The sequence below is a fragment of the Streptomyces sp. NPDC045678 genome (assembly GCF_056432085.1).
Genome location: NZ_JBWKJS010000005.1, coordinates 12,541 through 35,406, shown reverse-complemented (window position 1 = coordinate 35,406; position 22,866 = coordinate 12,541). Strand labels below are relative to the sequence as shown.

16 protein-coding genes are annotated in these 22,866 nt (G+C 71.8%); 9 read left to right on the top strand and 7 right to left on the bottom strand.

All coding sequences use genetic code 11. From position 1 onward, the window contains the following. Positions 1-58 precede the first annotated feature (58 nt). From AC07DO_RS18245 to AC07DO_RS18235, 3 genes are all read right to left on the bottom strand, one after another. A complete protein-coding gene (locus AC07DO_RS18245) occupies positions 59-1,825 on the bottom strand; it encodes an LCP family protein (protein ID WP_479060778.1) in 1,767 nt (588 codons plus the stop codon). A 224-nt stretch (positions 1,826-2,049) separates the two neighbouring features. Further along, a complete protein-coding gene (locus AC07DO_RS18240; protein WP_479060776.1) occupies positions 2,050-3,288 on the bottom strand; it encodes an LCP family protein in 1,239 nt (412 codons plus the stop codon). Between the two features lie 534 nt (positions 3,289-3,822). Next, positions 3,823-4,575, bottom strand: a complete 753-nt coding sequence (locus AC07DO_RS18235) for a TIGR03089 family protein (protein WP_479060775.1) — start codon at positions 4,573-4,575, stop codon at positions 3,823-3,825. 138 nt (positions 4,576-4,713) lie between these two features. Here AC07DO_RS18235 and AC07DO_RS18230 point away from each other — a divergent pair, with 138 nt between their 5' ends. From AC07DO_RS18230 to AC07DO_RS18220, 3 genes are all read left to right on the top strand, one after another. Then, the gene (locus AC07DO_RS18230) at positions 4,714-6,090 is read left to right on the top strand and encodes a peptidoglycan recognition protein family protein (protein ID WP_479060773.1); all 1,377 of its coding nucleotides are present in this window, start codon (positions 4,714-4,716) and stop codon (positions 6,088-6,090) included. 240 nt (positions 6,091-6,330) lie between these two features. Further along, positions 6,331-7,413 carry a mannose-1-phosphate guanylyltransferase gene (gene manB, locus AC07DO_RS18225; protein WP_479060772.1) on the top strand — a complete coding sequence of 361 codons (1,083 nt, stop codon included), beginning with the start codon at positions 6,331-6,333 and terminating at the stop codon, positions 7,411-7,413. Between the two features lie 42 nt (positions 7,414-7,455). After that, positions 7,456-8,460 carry a DNA-3-methyladenine glycosylase family protein gene (locus AC07DO_RS18220; protein ID WP_479060770.1) on the top strand — a complete coding sequence of 335 codons (1,005 nt, stop codon included), beginning with the start codon at positions 7,456-7,458 and terminating at the stop codon, positions 8,458-8,460. Positions 8,461-8,970: 510 nt separating this feature from the next. Here the strand turns inward: AC07DO_RS18220 and AC07DO_RS18215 are convergent. The 3 genes from AC07DO_RS18215 to AC07DO_RS18205 are packed head-to-tail and all read right to left on the bottom strand — an operon-like array spanning position 8,971 to position 11,952. After that, complete coding sequence (locus AC07DO_RS18215) at positions 8,971-10,365, bottom strand: coenzyme F420-0:L-glutamate ligase (protein ID WP_479060769.1); 1,395 nt, start codon at positions 10,363-10,365, stop codon at positions 8,971-8,973. Positions 10,366-10,406: 41 nt separating this feature from the next. Further along, positions 10,407-11,363, bottom strand: a complete 957-nt coding sequence (cofD, locus tag AC07DO_RS18210) for a 2-phospho-L-lactate transferase (protein ID WP_479060768.1) — start codon at positions 11,361-11,363, stop codon at positions 10,407-10,409. A 34-nt stretch (positions 11,364-11,397) separates the two neighbouring features. Beyond that, a complete protein-coding gene (locus tag AC07DO_RS18205; RefSeq protein ID WP_479060766.1) occupies positions 11,398-11,952 on the bottom strand; it encodes a cysteine dioxygenase in 555 nt (184 codons plus the stop codon). 668 nt (positions 11,953-12,620) lie between these two features. Here AC07DO_RS18205 and AC07DO_RS18200 point away from each other — a divergent pair. From AC07DO_RS18200 to AC07DO_RS18190, 3 genes are all read left to right on the top strand, one after another. Then, entirely contained in the window at positions 12,621-12,884 is a 264-nt protein-coding gene (locus AC07DO_RS18200; protein WP_016642094.1) for a WhiB family transcriptional regulator, read from the top strand. Between the two features lie 207 nt (positions 12,885-13,091). After that, entirely contained in the window at positions 13,092-16,862 is a 3,771-nt protein-coding gene (locus tag AC07DO_RS18195) for a glycosyltransferase family 2 protein (RefSeq protein ID WP_479060765.1), read from the top strand. Further along, complete coding sequence (locus AC07DO_RS18190; RefSeq protein ID WP_479060762.1) at positions 16,859-18,349, top strand: DUF5719 family protein; 1,491 nt, start codon at positions 16,859-16,861, stop codon at positions 18,347-18,349. The genes AC07DO_RS18195 and AC07DO_RS18190 overlap by 4 nt, the downstream gene beginning before the upstream one ends. A gap of 74 nt (positions 18,350-18,423) precedes the next feature. Here the strand turns inward: AC07DO_RS18190 and AC07DO_RS18185 are convergent, their stop codons facing one another. Then, positions 18,424-18,876: a metallopeptidase family protein gene (locus AC07DO_RS18185; RefSeq protein ID WP_399539486.1), complete on the bottom strand. Its 453-nt coding sequence runs from the start codon at positions 18,874-18,876 to the stop codon at positions 18,424-18,426. A gap of 262 nt (positions 18,877-19,138) precedes the next feature. On the opposite strand from AC07DO_RS18185, the gene AC07DO_RS18180 reads away from it, so the two are divergent. The 3 genes from AC07DO_RS18180 (at position 19,139) to AC07DO_RS18170 (ending at position 22,793) form a co-directional block, all read left to right on the top strand. Then, entirely contained in the window at positions 19,139-19,561 is a 423-nt protein-coding gene (locus AC07DO_RS18180; protein WP_150184425.1) for a DUF3499 domain-containing protein, read from the top strand. 125 nt (positions 19,562-19,686) lie between these two features. Then, positions 19,687-21,303, top strand: coding sequence for an L-lactate permease (locus tag AC07DO_RS18175; protein WP_479060761.1), 1,617 nt, complete (start codon positions 19,687-19,689; stop codon positions 21,301-21,303). Between the two features lie 125 nt (positions 21,304-21,428). Beyond that, entirely contained in the window at positions 21,429-22,793 is a 1,365-nt protein-coding gene (locus AC07DO_RS18170) for a phosphomannomutase/phosphoglucomutase (RefSeq protein WP_479060760.1), read from the top strand. Positions 22,794-22,866: the final 73 nt, after the last annotated feature.

Below are 22,866 nucleotides of genomic sequence, written 5' to 3'. Positions count from 1 at the left end.
ACTGCGGTCGTTCCGCGACGCCTTGGCGCATTGTTAGACGCAGAACGACCGCTTCAGGTCACTTGGCGCACTTAACCTTGTCCGCTTCGACCTTGTCGATGTCCTTCGGTGCCTTCGAAGAAGCATCAACGGGCACCCCCGCGCCCTTGAAGTCTCCGCCGAGCGTCAGCTTCATGGCCGGGAGGCCCTGTGCGTTCTTCTCGCTCTTGCCCGGCTTGAGGGCGGCGCCGGAAAGCCCCATCATGTCGGCGAGCCGACGGGCCTGGTCCGCCTGGGCCGGCGCGTACTCGAGCGTCGTCTTCTTGATGTCCGAGGGCGCGTTCCCCAGTTGGCTGGACTTGAGCACGCCCTCAGTGTTCTGCAGCCACGTGAGAGTTGTCTGAGCGGCGCCCGTCTTGCCGCTGCCGTTGTAGATGTCGACGCGCACCTCGGAGGCGTCGGCCTTGGGGCCCTTGAGGCGGGCGGCCACCGCGGCCTTCTCCTTCTTCTCCTTCTTCTTCACCACGGTGAGCGACTGGTCGGCGCGCATCATCGCGAAGAGCTGCTCGGACTTGGTCGGATTCGGCACGACCGTGGTGTGGACCGTCTCGGCCGGGTTGTCGACGACCGGGACCGTGGCGAAGCTCAGGTTCTTCATGTCGAGCTTGCCCAGCTCCATGCCGAGGTCCTTGAGCTTCATGATGTCGGCGATCGTGGAGTCGACGGTGAGGGCCTCGGTGCCCGCCTCCGCGAGGCTGAACATCTTCTTCGGGTTGGAGAGGGTGTCGTTCGACTTGAGCTTGCGCATGAGCGCGCTGAGGAACTGCTGCTGCAGCTCGATGCGGCTCAAGTCGCCGCCGGTGCCCACCGAGTGGCGCGTACGGACGAACGCGAGCGCGTCCTCGCCCTCGATCGTGTGCTTGCCCTTGGAGAGCTTCAGGTGCGACTTCGGGTCGTCGATGTCCTTGGCCAGGCAGACGTCCACACCGCCGACGGCGCTGGAGAGCGTCTTCACCGCGTTGAAGTCGGCCACCATGAAGTGGTCCATCTTTATGCCGGTGATCTTGGTGACCGTTCGCATGGTGCAGCTCGGCGTGCGGTCGCTCTGGCCGAGGCTCTCGTTGAAGCGGACCTTCTGGCTGCCCGGGATGACCTTCTCGCTGCCGTCCTTCTGCTTCGTCGGGCAGTCCGGAATGTCGACGATCATGTCGCGCGGGATGCTGAGCGCGGTCGCGTTCGTACGGTCCTTGGAGACGTGCAGGAGGATCGTCGTGTCGGCGTGACCGGCGCTTCCCTCGTCGCCGTACCCCTTGTTGCCGCTGCCGCTGCGCTTGTCCGTGCCCATCACGAGGATGTTGATGGCGCGGTCCTTGCTGAAGCCGCCGGTGCCCGCGCCGTCATCGTCTATCGACGTGATGTTGTCGTTGAGGTGCTGGTAGTACAGATAGCCGCCGGTGCAGCCCGCGACGAGCAGGAAGGCCAGCGTGCCGCCCGTCCAGACCAGCACCTTCTTGCCCTTGGCCTTGGGTTTGCCCTTGCCCTTGGACTTACTGCGGGGATTCTGCTTGCGCCGTCCGCCCGAGCCGGGCTCCGGCTCCTTCACCCGGCGCCTGCGCTGCCCCGGCACCTCGCGGCGCTCGTCGCGCTCGTCCGGGCGGGAGCGTTCACGGCCCGGCGCGGAGCGGCCGCGGCCGCCCTGCCGGGGTGACGATCCACGGGGTCCTGGCACCGACGACTGCCCAGCGGAGGGGCTCAGTCGCAGTTCGTAGTCACCGGTGTCCGGGTTGAGAACCCACTGGTCTGCGGGGTCGATGTTCTCCGCCCGCCCACGGCCTTGCGCGTCCACGGTTGTTTGCGTCCTCCGTCGGGGCCACGCGGCGCCTTTCCCCCCTCAAGAAGGCGCTCGGTCAGGTTCAGCGGTGCATGGCCGAGAGGGCCTTGGCGCACCGGATCGCTCACACTATCCGCCCAGTTCAGCGTCGAACGACGCCGGTGACAAATTCCACTCCCCTACAACTGGGCAATCCGCCCTATTTCTTAGTGGGGCGAGCCCTTCGCTTGGGGATCGTTTTACTCACAGGTGGATCCGGCGGCCGTGTTGCCCCGGAATGTCGGCGCGGGTGACGGCGTCTCCGACGGATCGTCCGGCTTCTCGTCGCTCCACTCCTCGCCGGAGCCGTCGTACTCCTCCTCGGCGGAGGACTCGCCTTCAACGGAGGACCCCTCTTCGTACGCGCCCTCCGGCGACTCCTGACGCGCCTGTTCCGCGGGCTGCCGCGGGTCGACGGCCACGGGGGCATCCGTGCGCAGCCGCGCGAAGAGCTCTTTCGCCGCGGGCTCGACGAGCTCGTCGCGATTGGCGTCGTACGTGTACGACTGACGCGGCACGGTGAGGAACTGCACCCGTTCCGTGGGGATATTGCGCATGCCGCGCACCAGTTCGTACAAACCCCGCAGACTTGCGAGTCCCGGGTCGGTCGTCAGCGAGGAAGTCGCCGCGTCGAGAACGGGATACAGCTTCGTCGGATTCAGCAGGACGTCATTGCTCTGCACCTTGTTGACGAGCGCGCCGAGGAACTTCTGCTGCCGGTCCATCCGGTCGGTGTCGCTGCCATTGCCGAGGCTCTTGCGGGCGCGGACAAAACCCAGCGCCTGTTCGCCGTTGAGGGTCCGCAGTCCCGGCGCGAGTTTCACGTGCGCGTCGGAGTCGTCGATCGGCGCCCGCAGGCAGACCTGTACGCCGTCGACCGCGTCGACCATGCCCTTGAACCCCGCGAAGTCCACGACCATGTGGTGGTCGACGCGGATGTCGGTGAGCTTCTCGACCGTACGGATCGTGCAGGCCGTCCCGCCGAACTCGAAGGCCCAGTTGAACTGGGCGAACCGCGCCTGTGTCCGGGAGCCGTCCGGCTTGCGGCAGCTGGGGATCTCCACCATCAGGTCGCGCGGGATCGACACGGCGGTCGCGCTCCGCCGGTCGGCGGCGAGGTGCAGCAGGATCGTGGTGTCGGAGCGCTGGGTGCCGGGGTCCCTGCCGTACTTGCGGTTGCCCTGGCCGGCCCGGGTGTCGGAGCCGAGCAGCAGAATGTTCTGCGCGTCGTGCACGAGGGGCGTGGGCCGCTCCTTCTCGTACCGGGCCAGCTCGGCGGCGGCGTCCGTGTCCGTGGTGATGTTCCCGTTGAGCTTCTGGTACGCGGCCCACCCGAGGCCTCCGGCCCCGAGCACCACGGCAGCGACCCCGACGGCGCAGTACCGCACCCACCGCCTCTTCCGCAGCCCCACCCCCACTCCGCTGGCACTGGCCCCCACGCCGGGCCCGTAGGGGGCCGGCCCCTCTCCCGTTCCAGAGGGACCGACTCCGGAGTGGCTGCCTGCATCCTCACCCACGTGTGCGTCCACCCCTCACGGCTGCGTAGCTGCGTACTGCGTCCACTACGACCATGGCCCGCAAAGCCCCGGCAGGCCTCTGGGCCGGGGGAGGGGCTGGGCTGAACGGGGGACAGGGACAGGGACAGGGGACAGGGGCAGAGGGGCGCGGGGAATGGTGCCGGGGTTCTTTAGGGGCGCGGGGAACTGCGCGACAAGCCACGATGAACCCGCACCCGAGTGCACGCCAGGGGCGCAGGGGGACGCGCAGGGCGGTGTGTCAGGGGCGCCGGGGAACGGTGCCGGGGGTTCTTCAGGGGCGCGGGGAACTGCGCGACAAGCCACGACGGGCCCGCACCCGGGTGCATACCAGGGGCGTCGGGGGACGCGCAGGGCGGTGTGTCAGGGGCGCCGGGGAACTGCGCGACAAGCCACGACGGACCCGCACCGGGGACCGGCCCCCCCAACCCCGCCCACCTACCGCCGCACAACCCCCACCCGCTCATCCCCCACCCTCTTCTCCAGCCCACCCTCGGGCAGCCGGTCCAGATTCCGGCACAACACCACAGAACCACCCCCGGCCAGCGCCGCGAAAAGCCCCGCACTGAGCCCGTCCCACGTCGAATAGGGCAGCCCGGACAGCACTCGGCCCCCCTCCGCGACCCCCAACCGCCCCGCGTCCGCACGCGCCCGAGCGACGACCTCCGAGCCCGTCAGCTCGACCCCGTCGACCACGAGCGCGAGCTCGTCCGGGTCCACGGGAGCGTACGGAGCGAACCGGTCCCCCTGCCCCGGCACCTCCACCGCGTAATCGGCGAAGCCGGCCGGCGGCTGCGGAAAGCGTCCCCCGAGCGGCCGCAGCGCAAGAGCGACCCGCTCCCCGGAACACGCGCGCGCCGCATCGAGCGAGTCGGGCCCGCTGACGACGAGATCCGCCGACGCCGGATCGCCGCCCACGTCAGCGACCACGCCCACCGACGAACAGGCGAGCAGCCACACGGCCGTCTGCCAGTGCGCGGGCAGCAGCAGCACGGCCCGGTCGCCCGGCTCCGCGGCGAGATCGCCCTGGAGGAGATTGGCGGTCTTGGCCACCCAATTGGCGAAGGTGGCGACGGACAATTCCACCCGCTCACCGGTGGCGTCGTCGTAGAAGGTGACGAGTGGGCGGCCCGGGTCCGAGGCGAGCGCGGATCGCAGCAGGTCGGCAGGGGTGCGGTCGTTGGCGTTCACGGGCGCAAGCGTACGCGGACCACCGCGCGCCCCCGGCGTGGCGGGGGAGTACCGCGTGACCGGATCACCCACACTTGGCCGACGCCCCGTCAGTTCCCCAATGGACAGAAAAGCACCGCTATGCCAACGATCGTACGTATGCGTGGATTTCTAGCTTCCTCGATCGGCGTCACGTGCGCGGCCGCCCTGGCCCTGCCCCTCACACTGCCGTCGTCCGGCGCCCGAGCCGCGGCGCCAGGCGCACCGTCGGCCGCCGGGCCCGCCACGGAGGCGGTCCCCGGCACCACCCAGTCCATCCCGCTCACTCCGCTCGGCTCCGACCGCGCACTCGGCGCGGCCGAGGCACGGGAACAGGGTCTCGACCGGCGCGATGTCAGCCCCTTCTCCCTGGTCGGCGTCGTCTGGAACGACCCCGAAGCGGAACTGCACGGCACCGTCCAGGTCCGCACCCGCGCGACCGGCACCACCAGCTGGTCCGACTGGCAGCACGTGGAGACTCACAACCACGAGCACGCCGCCGACCCGGGCACCCCCGAGCGCGCCGCCGGCACGGTCCGCGGCTCGACCGCGCCGCTGTGGGTCGGCGACTCGGACGGCGTGGAGATCCGCGTACGCGCGGAAGCCCCCGCCGCCACGAATCGCGCCCTCGTCACCGGCTCCGCGGCCACCCCTCTCCCCGAAGGCCTCCGCCTGGAACTCGTCGGCCCGGGCGACGAGCCACCCGCACGGAACCCCGGGCACAAGGCGCCGCGCGCCCCCTCGATGAGCGAGCTGTCCGCCGAGTCCTCCGCGGCCAACGCGGACCTCGCGCCCATCGGCGCCCCCGTGATCCCCGCCCTGACGAAGCGGCAGACGGAGGACGACCTCATCGCCGCGCGCGGCGGCAAGGCGGGGACCAAGGCACGCCCGTACGTCGGCCCGCGCCCGCGCATCATCACCCGCAAGGGCTGGGGCGCCGACGAGAAGCTCCGTGAGAGGGGCTTCGGTTACACGAAGACGGTCAAGGCCGCCTTCGTCCACCACAGCGCGACCGGCAACAACTACCGCTGCTCACAGTCCGCCGCGGTGATCCGCAGCATCTACCGCTTCCACGTCAAGAGCAGCGGCTGGCGCGACTTCGGCTACAACTTCGCCGTCGACAAGTGCGGAAACATCTACGAAGGACGTGCCGGAGGTGTGGCCAAGCCGGTCATGGGGGCCCACACTCTCGGATTCAACACCAACAGCACGGGCATCGCCGTCCTCGGCACCTACAGCTACTCCAGCCCGCCGAAGGCGGCCGTGAACGCCATCGCCCGGCTGACCGCGTGGAAGCTCGGCCTGTACGGAGCCAACCCGCGCGGTACTACCTACCTGAAGTCGGGCGGTGGCAACCTGTACAAGAAGGGCAAGAACGTCCGGCTCCGCGTGATCTCCGGGCATCGGGACGGATTCGCCACCGAGTGCCCCGGCAGCCGCCTGTACATGAAGCTCGGCAAGGCCCGGTCCACGTCGGCCCGCTTCCAGGGCCGCTGAGGACACGCCCGACACTACCCGTACGTCCCGGCACTACCCGTACGTCCCGGCACCATCCGTACGTCCCAGCATCACCCGTACGCCCCGGCACCACCCGTAGGCCCATGCACCACCCGTACGCCTCGCACCACCCGCAGGCTGTAAGACCCGCACGCCCTGCACGACCTGCACATCCATCTGCATACACTGGCCGGCCGAAACTCAAGTTCGGCCGGCCCCAGCAGGAAGCAGAGACGACAGGTGACAGAAGCGATCCTCCTGGTCGGCGGCAAGGGAACCCGGCTGCGGCCCCTCACGGTCCACACCCCCAAACCGATGGTCCCGGCGGCAGGCGTCCCGTTCCTCACCCATCAGCTGGCGCGGGCCCGCGCGGCCGGCGTGGACCACATCGTCCTCGCCACCTCCTACCTCGCCGAGGTCTTCGAGCCGTACTTCGGGGACGGCTCGGCCCTCGGCCTGCACATCGAGTACGTCACGGAGACCGAGCCCCTCGGCACGGGCGGCGCCATCCGCAACGTGGCGTCGCGGCTGCGCTCCGGCCCCGACGAACCGGTCCTGATCTTCAACGGCGACATCCTCACGGGCCTGGACATCCGCGCCCTGGTCGACACCCACGAGACGTCCGGCGCGGACGTCTCCCTGCACCTGACCCGGGTCGACGACCCGCGCGCCTACGGTCTGGTCCCCACCGACGCGACCGGCAGGGTCACCGCCTTCCTGGAGAAGCCGCAGACCCCCGAGGAGATCGTCACCGACCAGATCAACGCGGGAGCGTACGTCTTCCGCCGCTCGGTCATCGACACGATCCCCGCGGGCCGCCCCGTCTCCGTCGAACGCGAGACCTTCCCCGACCTCCTCGCCTCCGGCGCCCACCTCCAGGGCATGGTCGACTCGACGTACTGGCTGGACCTGGGGACGCCCCAGGCGTTCGTACGAGGCTCGGCGGATCTGGTCCTCGGGCGCGCGCCCTCCCCGGCGGTGCCCGGCCGCTGCGGCGAGCACCTGGTCATGGCCGGCGCCGACGTCGCGCCCGGCGCCAAGCTCACCGGCGGCACGGTGATCGGCGAGAACGCGCGGATCGGAGAGGGCGCGCGGATCTCCGGCAGTACGGTCCTGTCCGGCGCGGTCGTCGAACCCGGCGCGGTCGTCTCGGACTCCCTGATCGGCGCGGGCGCCCGGGTCGGGGCGCGCTCGACGCTGTCGGGAGCGGTGATCGGCGACGGCGCGACCGTCGGCGCGGACAACGAGCTGCGCGACGGCGTACGGGTGTGGTGCGAGGCGACGCTGCCGGCAGGTGCCGTTCGCTTCTCCTCGGACCAGTAGCAAGCACGCACCGGGGGCGGCACGTCCCCTACCCTCATACACATGTCGTCCCGTTTCGCCCCGCGCCCCACGCGCACCACTGTGCGCGGCGGCGAGACGGCGGTACCCACCGGCGTTCCCCGCCAGGCCACCGCGGCCCTGACCCGCACCTGGCAGCCGCCCTACGCGCTGGACCTGGGCCTGACCCTGGGCCCGCTGCGCCGCGGTCCGCACGACCCCACGTTCCGTGCGACGCCGGACGGCTCGGTGTGGCGCGCGAGCCGTACGCCGCTGGGTCCCGGCACGCTGCGGGTCGCCGCGCGCGGCGGTTCGGTGGAGGCGGAGGCCTGGGGGCCGGGAGCCCCCTGGCTCCTCGACGGCCTCCCCGCCCTCCTGGGCGCGACGGACGACCCCACGCTCTTCACCCCCCGCCACCGTCTGGTCGCCATGACGGCCCACCGTCGCCCGGGGCTGCGCCTGGGCCGTACGGGCCTGGTCCTGGAATCCCTGATCCCCTCCATCCTGGAGCAGAAGATCACGACGGACGAGGCGTACCGGGCGTGGCGCCTCCTGGTCCGCAAGTACGGCGAGCCGGCCCCCGGTCCGACCCCCGCGCAGGCCCGCATGCACGTGATGCCGGACCCGCGCGCCTGGGCCCTCATCCCGTCGTGGGAGTGGCACAAGGCGGGCGTCGACAACAAGCGGTCGTCCACGATTCTGCGCGCGGTGGCGCGGGCGGGCCGCCTGGAAGAGGCGGCATCGATGGACCCTCCGCAGGCCCGGACGCGCCTGGAACTCATCCCCGGCATCGGCCCCTGGACCTCGGCGGAAACGGTCCAGCGCAGCAATGGGGCGCCCGACGCGGTGACGGTCGGCGACGTCCACCTCCCCGGCATCATCGGCCACGCCTTGGCGGACAACCGCGACGCGAACGACGAGGACATGCTGGCCCTCCTCGCCCCCTACGAGGGCCAGCGCCACAGGGCGGCCCGCCTCATCCTCCTGAGCGGCCGAACCCCACCCCGCAGAGACCCCAAAATGCGCAAAACAAACATCGCCCACTGGTAACCCCCACCACGCCATCCACCCACTGCGCCCTGCCGCGCCAACCGCCCACTGCGCCCCGCCGACTGGCCTCGTCTCCCACCGCGACCCGGTGGGGGCAGGCCGCGCAGTTCCCCGCGCCCCTGACCCACCCCCACCACCCCACACGAAACGCACCGGGGAAGCGCCCCAGGGGCACGGGAAACTGCGCAAAATCAGCCCACGATCCCCAGCTGAACGCGCCCCGCGGGCGGGATGTCACGGCGCCGGGGAAGCGTTCCAGGGGCGCGGGGAACTGCGCAAAAACAACCCACGGCCCGCAGGTAACAACCGCCGGAGGGCGAGTCTCAGGGGCGCGGGGAACTGCGCAAAAAACCCACGGCCCGCAGGCGGCAACCGCCGGAGGGCGAGTTTCAGGGGCGCGGGGAACTGCGCAAAAACAACCCACGGCCCGCAGCCGACAACGGCCGGAGGGCGAGTTCCAGGGGCGCGGGGAACTGCGCAAAAAACACCGCCCGCACCCAAGTCACCGCCCTAGCGAACCGCCACGAACTCCTCGACGACCCGCCCGCCCCGCACCCCCGGCTCCCTCACCGGATGCCCCACGGCCACCGCCCCCATCGGCTCCCAGGACCCCGGCAGCCCCAGCACATTCCGCACCACGTCCCGACAGAACATCGTCGAGGAAACCCACGCGGACCCAAGCCGCTCCCCGGCCAACGCGACCAGGAAGTTCTGCACGCCCGCCCCCATCGCGACGACGAACATCTCCCGCTCGGCCGCATCCCGCCGCGCGTCCCCGTACGTATGGGAGCCGTCCATGACCAGACACGGCACCACCAGGTAGGGCGCCTTGCGCAGGACGTCCCCCCGCCGCACCCGCTTCGCGATGGCCTCCTCGGACTTCCCGTCCCGCCGCAGGTCCGCGACCCACGCGTCCCGCATCGCGTCGAGCAGCTCGACCCGTGACGCCGCGGACTCGAGGAGCACGAAGCGCCACGGCGTCGTGTGGTGCGGCGCGGGCGCGGTCACCGCCGCCGCGACGGCCCGCCGCACCGCACCCGGGTCGACCTCCTCGTCGGTGAACTCCCGCACGGTCCGCCGCCGCGTAACCGCTTCGCGCACCGCCTCGGACGTCCCGAGCCGGAACATGTCGTCCCGAGCCGCACGCACCAGCGCCCGAGCCCCGGCATCAACGCCACCCGAGTCACCGGAACCCACGCCCGAACCCGAACCCGAAGCCACACCCGAACCCGAACCCGAACCCACTCCCGAACCCGCGACCACCCGCGAAAGCCCCCGGACCACCGCGACCGGCAGCCCCGCGGCCTTCCCCTTCACCAGGTCCCCCGCCGCGGCGAGCTCGTCCGCCGTGGCGACGACCGTCACGCCGAGCGGATTGCCGTGCGTGTCCTCGCTGCCCCGCAGGTCGTCGAGGACCCGCACCCCCGCCGCCCCGATGGCGACATCGGTGAGCCCGGCCCGCCAGGGCCGCCCGAACGTGTCGGTGACGATGACGCCGACGTCGACACCCAGCGCGTCCCGCAACCCCTCGCGCACCGCGCGGGCCGACGCGTCGGGATCGGCCGGAAGCAGCAGCACGGTCCCCGGGGGCGTGTTCGACGCGTCGACACCCGCCGCCGCCATCACAAGTCCCTGCCGGTTCTCGACGATGCGCAGCGCCCCACGGCGCGCCACGACCCGTACCGTCTCCGCGTCGATCGCCGCCTCCCGGTCGGCCGCCTCGACGATCCGCCCCTCCGCCTTGCTGACGATCTTGGAGGTGACCAGCACGACGTCCCCGTCGGCGAGCCCCGGCTCGGCGGCCGCGATCAGCTTGGCGAGGTCGTCGCCCTGCCGCACCTCGGGCAGCCCGGGCACGGCCCACACGCGGTACGACGGCGGAGTCTCAGGGGTCGCAGCGGTCACAGACGACGCGGAAGACGCAGAAGACGCAGGGGTCGCAGAGGTCACGCCCGTACCTCCGAGGCCAGCGCGAGGGCTTCGCGGGCCATCTGTGCGGTGGCGTCGAGGTCGCTCATCATCAGCGGTACGGCCCGGCACCGGATCCCGGCCTCCTCCACCCGCTCGACCACGCCCGCGTCGACGCTGTCGACCAGCCAGCCGTCGAGCAGTCCGCTTCCGTAGTGCTCGGCGACGGCCGCGGCACTCGTCTCCACGCCGACGGCGGCGAGCATCTTGTCGGCCATGCCCCGCACGGGGGCGTCGCCGACGATGGGGGAGAGGCCGACGACGGGCACGCCCGCGTCGGCGATGGCCTCGCGGATGCCGGGCACGGCGAGGATCGTGCCGACGCTGACGACCGGGTTGGACGGCGGGAAGAGCACGACGTCGGCGTCGGCGATGGCCTCCAGGACGCCGGGCGCGGGCTTGGCCTGCTCGGCGCCGACGGGCACCACGGCGTGCGCGTCCACGGAGGCGCGCAGCCGCACCCAGTACTCCTGGAAGTGCACGGCTTTCTGTTCGCCGTCCACGGTGACCGCGACGTGCGTCTCGATGCGGTCGTCGGACATGGGGATGAGCCGCACCCCGGGCTGCCACCGCTCGCACAGCGCAGCGGTGACGGCGCTGAGCGGGTACCCGGCGCCCAGCATCTGCGTCCGCACGATGTGCGTGGCGAAGTCCCGGTCGCCGAGCCCGAACCACTCGGGCCCGACTCCGTAGGCCGCGAGTTCTTCCTTGACCTTGAACGTCTCGTCCGTACGCCCCCAGCCCTGTTCTTCGTTGATGCCGCCGCCGAGCGTGTACATCACGGTGTCGAGGTCGGGGCAGACCTTGAGACCGAACAGGTGAATGTCGTCACCGGTGTTGCCGATGACCGTGATGTCCGCGTCGGGCGCGGCCTTCTTGAGGCCACGGAGGAAACGGGCGCCACCGATGCCGCCGGCCAGAACCACAATGCGCATGGCCCCCAGCATGTCAGGCGCATACGACACCGTGTCAGGCGGTTACGACATCCTCCGCGGCGCCCGGCGCGACGGCGGCGGCGCACCGGGCGGAGTGCATCGGCATCTCGGTGAGGCCGGGGTAGTAGATGTGCAGGCTGACGGCGGGTTCCAGGGAGTCGTTGACGACTTCGTGGACGTACCCCGGCGCGAAGACGCGTTGCGCGCCCGCGCCGAGCGCCCGTGTGCCGTGTTCCGTGCGTTCGGTCAGCTCGCCCTCGAGGAGGGTGAGGACGCCGGAGGAGGGCCCGTGGTCGTGCAGACCGCTGCCCTGGCCGGGCACCCAGGAGAGCAGCCACACCTCGTAGCCGAGAGGGGCCTCCCCTGCTCGAGCGGAGTCGAGAGCTTGGGGAACGGTGCGCAGGCGGTGGTACCAGCGGCTGGTGGCGTCGTACTCGACGAGGTGCTCCCACTGGGAGCGGTCGGCGGCGATGGCGCGGGCGAGGCCGACGAACTCGGCCACGGTGGCGGGGTGCTCGCGGGCGGGCTGCAGGAGGTGCGGGACTTCGAGGATGTCGCCGGCGATCTGGAGGTCGCTGTCGCTGTTCATCGTGCGGTGGTTCCTCAACGTAAGAGTGCTGGGGTGTCGCGAAGGAAGGTGGAGCGCAGAGGGAGAGCGAAAGAACGGTGGAGAAGAGCTGAGAGGGGAGGAGAAGAGAGGTGGAGCGAGAAAGCGGCTCGACAGCTGGAGTGGACTCAACAGCTGGAGCAGGAACAGCGACAGCGCGCGTGGGCAGCACCGATGGACCCGCTGGTGCGGGTCATCGAAAGAGCCATGTTCGCGAGCATGCCCACCAGGACAGCGCTTCACACCTCCGGTGTCAACTCAGTGTCCAGTATGTGGAATATGTTTCACCTCATCCGGTTGTTCTGTCAGGCGAAAGGTTTGTGCAGACGCCCCTCCGGACACATGGCGCAGCAACCGACGCTCAAACATCGTCGTCTTTCTCGTTGGGACCCGACCGAGTGATCTCCGACTGAGATCACTTTTTGGGGGAACGCGTTGCGGAGCGCCGGGCGGGCCGCCGAACGGTGTCATGGTTTAGGCCGATTTGAACACTTTCCGCACAGCCTTGGTTCCGCAGAGTGAATAAGGGGCCCAATAGCAGATCTCGGCTTGACTGGCCCGGATCGGCGCACTTGTAATTTCACTCGTGTCGTTCACCCGAAATCGGCACAGCAGCACCACGGGGACGCACAGACAGACGAGGGGCGCACATGACCGAGCTGGTTCAGGAACTGCTGGTCGAGGACGCGGACGAGGAACTCGGCTGGCAGGAGCGCGCACTGTGCGCCCAGACCGACCCCGAGTCCTTCTTCCCCGAGAAGGGCGGCTCCACGCGCGAGGCCAAGAAGGTCTGCCTCGCCTGCGAAGTCCGCTCCGAATGCCTTGAGTATGCACTCGCGAACGACGAACGATTCGGTATCTGGGGCGGCTTGTCCGAGCGTGAACGCCGCCGACTGAAAAAGGCCGCGGTCTGAACCCCCGTCGGCCCGCGCCGCACGACCGGTACGGCACACATATCCCTCAAACAATGCGCAACGAACGGCCCGTCGCCCAGGGGTTATCCACAGGCGGCGGGCCGTTCCTGTGCCAGCCGTTAGTGTGGGGCCCCGTCCGAGACGCCCCGGCGCCCCCGCAGGGCGCAGGCGTCCACCGCAGTCCATCGAACCGGGGCCCGTACCTCGATGTCCGTGCACAGCCATTCGGCAGCCCACCAAGAGGCCGCCGCCGCCGGGTTCGACCCGACACACCCGCCCGCGTTCCCGCGGCACATCGTGACCGCCGTCCTCGTCTCCCACGACGGCGCCCGCTGGCTGCCCGACGCCCTGGCCGGGCTCCTCGGCCAGGAGCGCCCCGTGCAGAACGCCGTGGCCGCGGACACCGGCAGCGCGGACGACTCCGCCCGGCTCGTCACCGAGGCGCTCGGCGCCGACCGCGTGCTGCACCTCGCCCGCCGCTCCGGCTTCGGCACCGCTGTCGACGAGGCCGTCCGCGCCGCCGCCGTCCTCACCCCCGAAGAGCTGCCGTACCTCAAGCGCCCCAGCGGCTGGGACCCGGTGAGCCGCACCTGGCGCGACGAGACGTACGACATGCCGGAACTGCCGCACGGCGAGCCCGTGCAGTGGCTCTGGCTGCTCCACGACGACTGCGCGCCCGACCCCGACGCCCTCTCCGAAATGCTCCGCGTCGTCGAGAACGAACAGGAGCTCGGCAAGGAAGTCGCCGTCGTAGGCCCCAAACTCCGTGGGTGGTACGACCGCAGGCAACTCCTCGAGGTCGGCGTCTCCATCGCCAACAGCGGCCGCCGCTGGACCGGCCTCGACCGGCGCGAACAGGACCAGGGCCAGCACGACCACGTCCGTCCCGTGCTCTCCGTCTCCACCGCGGGCATGCTGATCCGCCGCGACGTCTACGAACAGCTGGGCGGCTTCGACCGCCGCCTGCCGCTGATGCGCGACGACGTCGACCTGTGCTGGCGCGCACACGCCGCGGGCCACCGCGTCCTCGTCGCCCCCGACGCCGTCGTCCGGCACGCCGAGGCCTCCTCGCGCGAGCGCCGCACCGTCGACTGCGTCGGCCGCACGGCGACGTCACCGCACCGCGTCGACAAGGCCGGCGCCACGTACACCCTGCTCGTCAACGCCCGCACGGCCGTGCTCCCCTGGGTGCTCTTCAGAGTCGTCGTCGGCACCCTCCTGCGCACCGTCGCCTACCTCGTCGGCAAGGCGCCCGTGCAGGCCCTCGACGAAGTCGCGGGGCTCCTCGCCACCCTGCTGCGGCCAGGACGCCTCCTCGCCGCCCGTAAACAGCGCGGCAAGCCCGTGCCCGACGCGGGCGAGATGCGCGCCCTCTTCCCGCCGCCCGGCGCCACGGTGCGCGCCACCGTCGAACAGGCCGCGGGCAGCCTCGTCGGACGCAACGACGCCGAAGCCCCCGCGGGCGCGGGACGGCACGGAGCCGTCGAGTCGGGACCCGGCGGCGACGACGCCGACTTCCTGGAGATCGAGCAGTTCGCCCGCCTCAAGCGCATCGCCCGCAAACCGGGACCGATGCTCTTCGTAGTACTCCTCTTCGCCTCCCTCATCGCCTGCCGCGCCCTGCTCGGCTCCGGCGCTCTCGCGGGCGGCGCCCTGCTGCCGGCACCCGCGGACTCCTCGGACCTGTGGGCGCGCTACCTGAACGTCTGGCACCCCGTAGGCACCGGCGGCACCCAGGGCGCACCGCCCTACGTCGCGCTCGTCGCGGGCCTGTCCACGCTCTTCTTCGGCTCCACCGGACTCGCGGTCACGGTCCTGCTCGTCGGCTCCGTCCCCCTCGCGGGCTTCGCCGCGTACTTCGCCTCGCGCCCGCTCGTCACCTCGCGCCTGCTGCGCGCCTGGGCATCGATCGCGTACGCCTTCCTGCCCGCCGCCACCGGCGCCCTCGCCGGCGGCCACATCGGCACCGCCGCCCTCGCCGTCCTGCTGCCGCTCATCGCCCGCGCGGGCATCGCCGCGAGCGGCCTCGCGGCCCCGCACGGCACCCGCGGCACCTGGCGCGCCACCTGGGCGTACACGCTGCTCCTGACCCTCGCCACGGCCTTCGCGCCCATCGTCTGGCCGATCGCTCTGGTCCTCGGCCTCGCCCTCCTCGTGGTGCGCCGGGGCGACATCACGGCGTACGGCCTGCGGTTCCTCGCCGCGCTCGGCACCCCGCTGCTCGTCCTCGCCCCCTGGTCCCTGACGCTGCTGCCCTTCGGTTTCTTCAAGGAAGCGGGCCTGGAGTTCGGCGCCGACTCCGCGACCGCCACCGACCTGCTCGGCGCCAGCCCCGGCGGCCCCGGCACCGTGGACGGCCTGCTGCTCATCGGCATCGTCCTCGCCGCGCTCGGCGCCCTGCTGCGCGGCGAGCGGCAGCGCGCGGTCCGCACCGCATGGGCCGCCGCCCTGGTCTCGCTGGTCTTCGCCGTCCTGTCGAACGGCTCGACCTGGGCAGGACCCGCCACGCTCGGCTACGGAATCGCGCTCCTGGCCGCCGCCGCACTCGGCGCCGACGGCGCACGCGCGCGTGTCGCCGAGCAGAGCTTCGGCTGGCGCCAGCCGGTCGCCGCGCTCATCGCGTTCGCCGCGGCCGCGGGACCGCTGCTCGTCGCCGCGGGCTGGATGATCGGCGGCGCCGACGGCCCGCTGGAGCGCCGCGACCCCGTGCAGGTGCCCGCCTTCGTCGCGGAGGAGAGCGGCACGGAGGACCAGGCCCGCACCCTCGTCCTCGGCAGCGACTCCGCCGCCCAGGTCTCCTACTCGCTCGTACGGGGCTCGGGCGCCCGGCTCGGCGACGCGGAACTCGCCGCGGCGGCCGCCGACGACGAGCGGCTCGACAAGATCGTCGCCCGCCTCGTCGCGGGCTCCGGCGCCGACCAGGCGGACCAGCTCGGCGGCTACGCGGTGCGGTACGTCCTCGTACGCGACGGAGCGCCCCGCCAGATGAGCCGCACCCTGGACGCGACCCCGGGCCTGACCCGGCTCAGCCAGGAGGACGGCAGCGCCCTGTGGCGCGTGGACCGGCAGGTGGCCCGCGCCGCCGTCGTCCCGAAGACGGGCGACCCCGAGCCCGTCGCGGCAGGTCCCGTCGAGCTCCACACGAAGATCGAGTCCGGCGACGAGGGCCGCGTCCTGCGCCTCGCCGACTCCGCGGACCCGGGCTGGACGGCGACCCTCGACGGCCGCCCGCTGCCCCGCACCACGGTCGACGGCTGGGCCCAGGGCTTCGAACTGCCCACCGCGGGCGGCCGACTGGACGTCACCTACGACACCCCGATGACCCACACGGCCTGGCTGTGGGCGCAGGGCGCGCTCGCCGTCGTCCTCGTGGTGATGGCCCTGCCGGGCCGCCGCCGCGACGTCGACGACGACCTGCCCGACGAGCCCGTCGTCCCGGCCCAGGCCGTCGAGGGCGAGGGCCGCAGGGCGCGCAGGCTGCGGGCCCAGAACGAGCAGGCGGCCCAGGAGGCGGGCCAGGACGTACCGCCTCCTCCTTCGGAGGAGGCACTCGCCGCGGTCCCGCACCAGCAGTCGCAGTCCTACGACGCGTGGCAGGCCCCCGCCTCCGCGGGCGCCGAGCAGAGTGCGTACGACGTCGGGCAGCAGTATCAGGGCTGCCAGTACCAAGGCGGCCAGTACCCGTCAGGGACGTACGTGCAGGAGGCGTACCAGCAGGACGCCTACCAGAGCGGCGCCCAGTACGACCCGTACGCGTCCTACGGAGGGGCGGGCGGTGTCTACGGAGGAGGGCACCAGCAGTATGGGCAGTCCTTCGACGCGTCGTACGACGCGTCCTACGACCGCCATCAGCAGCACCAGGGCCAGTCGCATCAGGGCCAGTCGCATCAGGACCAGCAGCAGCCCCCGATGCCGCCGCCGCCCCCGCAGCCGCCCCACGGCACCGACAGTGAGCGCCCCGACGGGAGCCAGCAGTGAACCGCACCACCCAGTCCCTGATCGCCGTGGTCGTCGCGCTCGGCGCCGTCACCGGGTTCGCCGCGTTCGGCGGCTCGGACGGCACGGACGACGCCGGGGCGAAGGCCGCGGTGCGGCTGCCCGTCGAGCGCACCAGCCTGCTCTGCCCGGTGCCCAGCTCCTCCGACCTCGCCGAGACCTCGTACACCGCGTTCACCCCCAAGGCGGACGGAGCCGAGGACAAGGGCAAGGCGGAACTGCTGCCCGTCAGCAAGGCACTCACGGACGCCGCCAAGGAGAAGGACAAGAAGGCCAAGCCCTTCCTGTCCCAGAAGGCGCCCGGCGAGCCGGTCGCGGGCGAGGCGTCCGGCGCCGAGTCGCCCGCGCTCATCGGCACCGCCGACGGCGGGCTCGCCCCCGGCTGGACCGTGCAGCAGACCACGACGTACGCGGCGGGCAGCGGCCGCGGCATGCACGGCACCAACTGCACGGCGCCCGACACGGACTTCTGGTTCCCCGGCGCGAGCACCGCCAAGGACCGCAGCGACTACATCCACCTGACGAACCCGGACGACTCCGCCGCCGTCGTCGACGTGGAGCTCTTCGGCCCCGACGGCGAGGTCACGTCCGCGGTGGGCGACTCGATCCAGGTCCAGCCGCACTCCAGCGTCCCGGTGCTGCTGTCCACGCTCGCCGACAAGAAGGTCACCAACCTCACCATGCACGTGACCGCGCGCAGCGGACGCGTCGCGGCCGCCGTGCAGTCCTCCGACGAGAAGCTGGGCGGCGACTGGCTGCCCGCGTCGGCCGACCCCGCCGACAGCCTCGTCCTGCCCGGCATCCCCAAGGACGCCACCTCGGTCCGCCTGGTGGCCTACACGCCGGGCTCCGACGACGCCGACCTGAAGGTCCAGCTCGCCTCGCCGACCGGCACCATCACCCCGGCCGGGCACGAGAGCCTCCAGGTCAAGTCCGGCATGACGGCCGCCGTCGACCTCGGCGACATCACCAAGGGCGAAGCGGGCTCGCTGGTCCTGTCGCCGACCGACAGGTCGGTGCCCGTGGTGGCGGCCCTGCGGGTCACCCGCGGCAAGGGAAGCAAGCAGGAGACGGCGTTCATCCCGGCGACCCCCGCGGTCGGCGCGCGCGCCACGGTCGCCGACAACCGCGCCAAGGGCTCCACGCTCTCGCTGGTCGCCCCGGAGAAGTCGGCGAAGGTGAAGGTCACGGCGTCCGCGGGCACCGAGGGCGGCTCACCGGCCACCAAGACGTACACGGTCAAGGGCGGCACCACCCTGGAGATCGCGGACCCGCCGGCGCCCGCGGGCCTGAAGGGTGCGTACGCGCTCACGGTGGAGCCGGTCTCCGGCGGCCCGGTCCACGGATCGCGGATGCTGTCGGCGCCCGAGGAAGGCCTCCCCATGTTCACCGTCCAGCCGCTGCCGGACGACCGGGGGACGGTGGAGGTGCCGAAGGCGGAACGGGATCTGGCGGTGCTCCAGAAGTAGACCTGGCGGTGCTCCAGAAGTAGGTCCGGCGGTCCTTCAGGAGGGGAACGGACGTCCCGCGCGGGGGCGGCGGCTCACTCCTCGTCCCCGTAGCGCGGGTCCACCGACTCGGGGGAGAGGCCGAGCAGCTCCGCGACCTGCTCGACGACCACCTCGTGCACGAGGTGCGCCCGCTCGTCGCGCCCCTTCGTACGGATCTCCACGGGGCGGCGGTAGACCACCACCCGCGCGGGCCGCCCCTCGGCCGCCGAGATCGTGCCGCCCAGCGGCACCACCTCGTCCTGCCAGTCCGCGTCGGGCCCGCCCACGGGCGGCACCTCAAGCACCACGAACTCGATCTCCGTGAGCTGCGGCCAGCGCCGCTCGAGCCGCTCCACGGAGTCCTGCACGAGGTCGGTGAAGGCCTCCCCCCGGCTGGTGGAGAGCGGTACCTGAGGCGGAGCCACGGGGCCGCGCATGCCCCGGCCGTGGCGGTCGCGGCGGCGGGGCCTCGGGTCGGCGGCGCGGGGCTGTACGGGGTCGTCCATCACTGACGAAGCGTAGTCCCCGAGATCGGCCTTTCCGCGCGGTGCGCGACATGTCGCTTCATGACCGTTCCCGACGAGCTTGGACTCAATTCCGTATCTCTCCTGGACCGTCGATCTCACGCCAAATGACCTGATCCAAGCTATGTGATGACCGGATTCAACCCCACCCGCCCCAGTGGCCACTGGTGTCTTCGCAGGTCAAGCAGGTGTTCGGGTGACGCGCCGGTGGACGGACCGTCAGACGACACGGTGGAGTGACCTCATGGAGAGTCGTCGCGGCCCGCTCAAGAGTGCGGTACCGTCCAACGCTGTGAGCCCTGTACGTCGCTGTTCGCGCACCGCTTGCGGCCGTCCCGCCGTCGCGACGCTGACGTACGTCTACGCCGACTCGACCGCGGTCCTCGGCCCCCTCGCCACCTACGCCGAACCCCACTGCTACGACCTGTGCGCCGAGCACTCCGAGCGCCTCACCGCGCCCCGCGGCTGGGAGGTCGTCCGGCTCGCCGACGCCTCGGGCCCGGCCCGCCCCTCCGGCGACGACCTCGAAGCGCTCGCCAACGCCGTGCGCGAGGCCGCCCGCCCCCAGGAGCGCGCGGCGGAGGCCGGCGGCGGCGCCCGCAGGGCCGACCCCATGGAGGTCGCGCGCCGCGGCCACCTGCGAGTGCTGCGCTCACCGGACAACTGAGCCCCCGGCCCCGCCGGCTCCGGGCACGCCTCCGCGCCCTTCACCGGATCTTCGCCGTCCGCATCGTTGACGCGTGTTTGCCGAGGCCCTGAGGATTTCGCCACCCCACAGCCGGGAGGCGTCCTGTGTTCGTGCAGCAACTGGAGCCCGTGGCCGACTCGCTCGGCCTGTCCGCACTCGTCGCGACCCTGCCCCTCCTGACCGTCCTCGTCCTCCTCGGCGCCGTCCGCATGAAGGCCCACAGGGCCGGACTCATCGGCCTCGCCGTCGCCGTCCTCGTCGCCTGGCTCGCGTACGGCATGCCGCTCGGCCAGACCGCCTCCAGCGCCGCCCAAGGGGCCCTCTTCGGCCTTTTCCCCATCCTGTGGATCGTCGTCAACGCCCTGTGGGTGTACCGCATGACGGTCCGCACCCGGCACTTCGACATCCTCCGCCGCTCCTTCGGCAGGCTCTCCGACGACCCGCGCATCCAGGCACTCGTCGTGGCGTTCTGCTTCGGCGCGCTCCTGGAGGCGCTCGCCGGCTTCGGGGCGCCCGTCGCGATCAGCGCCGTCATGCTCGTCGCGCTCGGCTTCGACCCGGTGCGCGCCGCGGTCGTCGCCCTCGTCGCCAACACCGCGCCCGTGGCCTTCGGCGCGATGGGCACCCCCGTGGTGACGCTGGCTCAGGTGACGGGCCTGCCGCTCGACACCGTCGCCACGGTCGTCGGCCGCCAGACACCGCTGCTCGCCCTGGTCGTGCCACTGCTCCTGGTGGTCCTCGTGGACGGGCGGCGCGGCCTCCGCGAGACCTGGGTGCCCGCCCTGGCCTGCGGATCTGCCTTCGCCGTCGCACAGTTCGTGGCATCCAACTTCGTCTCCGCGCAGCTCGCCGACATCGGCGCGGCCCTGGCGGGCGCCGCCGCGCTCATGGCCGTGCCGCACGCGCGCAGGCCCGCCGCCGAACCCGTCCGCGCCGCGGTCCTCACCGGCGCACGCAGCGAAGACCTCGACCAGCACGACCCGCGCCCCGAAGTGCTGCGCGCCTACGCCCCGTACGCCCTCATCGTCGCCGTCTTCTCCCTCGCCCAGATCCCCGCCGTCAAGGACTTCCTCGCGAAGGCGACCCGCACCTTCGACTGGCCCTTCCTGAACGTCGCCGACCCCTCCGGAGACCCGGTCGGCGGCAACGTCTTCTCGCTGCCGCTGGTGTCCACGGGCGGGACGCTGGTACTGCTCGCGGGCGTGGGCACCGCCGCCGTCATCGGGGTGCACGCGCGCGTGGCGGTACGGGAATGGGGGGCCACCGTCCACGAACTGCGCTTCGCGATCCTCACCGTGACGTCCGTGCTGGCCCTCGCGTACGTCATGAACCTCTCCGGGCAGGCCGCCACGATCGGGCACTACGTAGCGGCCGCCGGCGCGGGACTCGCCTTCCTGTCACCCGTGCTCGGCTGGTTCGGCGTCGCGGTGACCGGCTCCGACACCTCCGCCAACGCGCTGTTCGGCGCCCTCCAGGTGACGGCCGCTCAGCAGTCCGGGCTCTCCCCGGAACTCCTCGCCGCCGCCAACAGCTCCGGCGGCGTCCTCGGCAAGATGATCTCCCCGCAGAACCTCACGATCGCGTGCGCCGCCGTCGGACTCGCGGGCAAGGAGGGCGACCTGCTGCGCAAGGTGCTGCCGTGGAGCCTCGGCCTGCTCCTGGTGATGTGCCTGATCGTGGTGGGGCAGAGCACGGCCGTCCTCGGCTGGATGCTGCCGTGAGGTGTCCGTGGCGCGAGACCCGCGGCCGGGGCCCGGCCCGCTGTCGGCGCCAGCGGGTAGTTTTGTGATGCGCGGAGGACTCTCCGTGCGCGCTGAACTCGCAGAACCTGCAGAGAGGGTTGGCCGTGACTGCTGATCTGTCCCAGATCGTGAAGGCGTACGACGTCCGCGGGGTGGTCCCGGACCAGTGGGACGAGTCGCTCGCCGAGCTGTTCGGGGCGACCTTCGCGCGGGTCACGGTGGCGGACGCGATCGTCGTCGGCCACGACATGCGCCCCTCGTCGCCGGGCCTCTCGCGCGCCTTCGCGCGCGGCGCCGCCGCCCTCGGCGTCGACGTCACGGAGATCGGGCTGTGCTCGACGGACCAGCTGTACTACGCGTCGGGGGCGCTGAACCTGCCGGGCGCGATGTTCACGGCGTCGCACAACCCCGCCCAGTACAACGGCATCAAGATGTGCCGGGCCGGCGCCGCCCCCGTCGGCCAGGACACCGGACTCGCCGAGATCCGCGCCCTCGTGGAGCGCTGGCGCGACTCCGGTGCCCCCGAGTCCGCGGCGACCCCGGGCACCGTCACCCGGCGCGACACCCTCACCGACTACGCGGCGCACCTTCGCGGCCTCGTCGACCTGACCGCCATCCGCCCCCTCAAGGTCGTCGTCGACGCGGGCAACGGCATGGGCGGACACACGGTCCCCACCGTCTTCGACGGCCTGCCCCTCGAACTCGTGCCGATGTACTTCGAACTCGACGGCACGTTCCCCAACCACGAGGCCAACCCGCTGGACCCGGCCAACATCGTGGACCTGCAGCAGCGGGTCCGCGAGGAGGGCGCCGACCTCGGCATCGCCTTCGACGGCGACGCGGACCGCTGCTTCGTCGTCGACGAGAACGGGGACCCGGTCTCCCCGTCGGCCATCACCGCCCTGGTCGCCTCCCGCGAGCTCGCCAAGCACGGCGGCAAGGGCACGGTCATCCACAACCTCATCACCTCCTGGTCGGTCCCGGAGGTCGTGAAGGAGAACGGCGGCACACCGGTCCGCACGCGCGTGGGCCACTCCTTCATCAAGGCGGAGATGGCCAGGACCGGCGCGATCTTCGGCGGCGAACACTCGGCGCACTACTACTTCAAGGACTTCTGGAACGCGGACACCGGCATGCTCGCCGCGCTCCACGTCCTCGCGGCCCTCGGCGGCCAGGAAGGCCCGCTCTCCGGACTCGTCGCCCAATACGACCGCTACGCGGGCTCCGGCGAGATCAACTCCACCGTCGACGACCAGACCGCCCGCCTCGCCGCGATCAAGACGGCGTACGAGGACCAGGACGGCGTCACCCTCGACGAGCTCGACGGACTCACCGTGACCGCCGCCGACTGGTGGTTCAACGTACGCGCGTCGAACACCGAGCCCCTCCTGCGCCTGAACGTGGAGGCACGCGACGAGACGACGATGGCCAAGGTGCGGGACGAGGCGCTGGGGATCATCCGCGCCTGACGCCCACCGCGAGCAGCGGCAGTGCCGTCGCCACCGGCCACGGCACTGCCCTTCCGCACCGCAGACCCCGTGA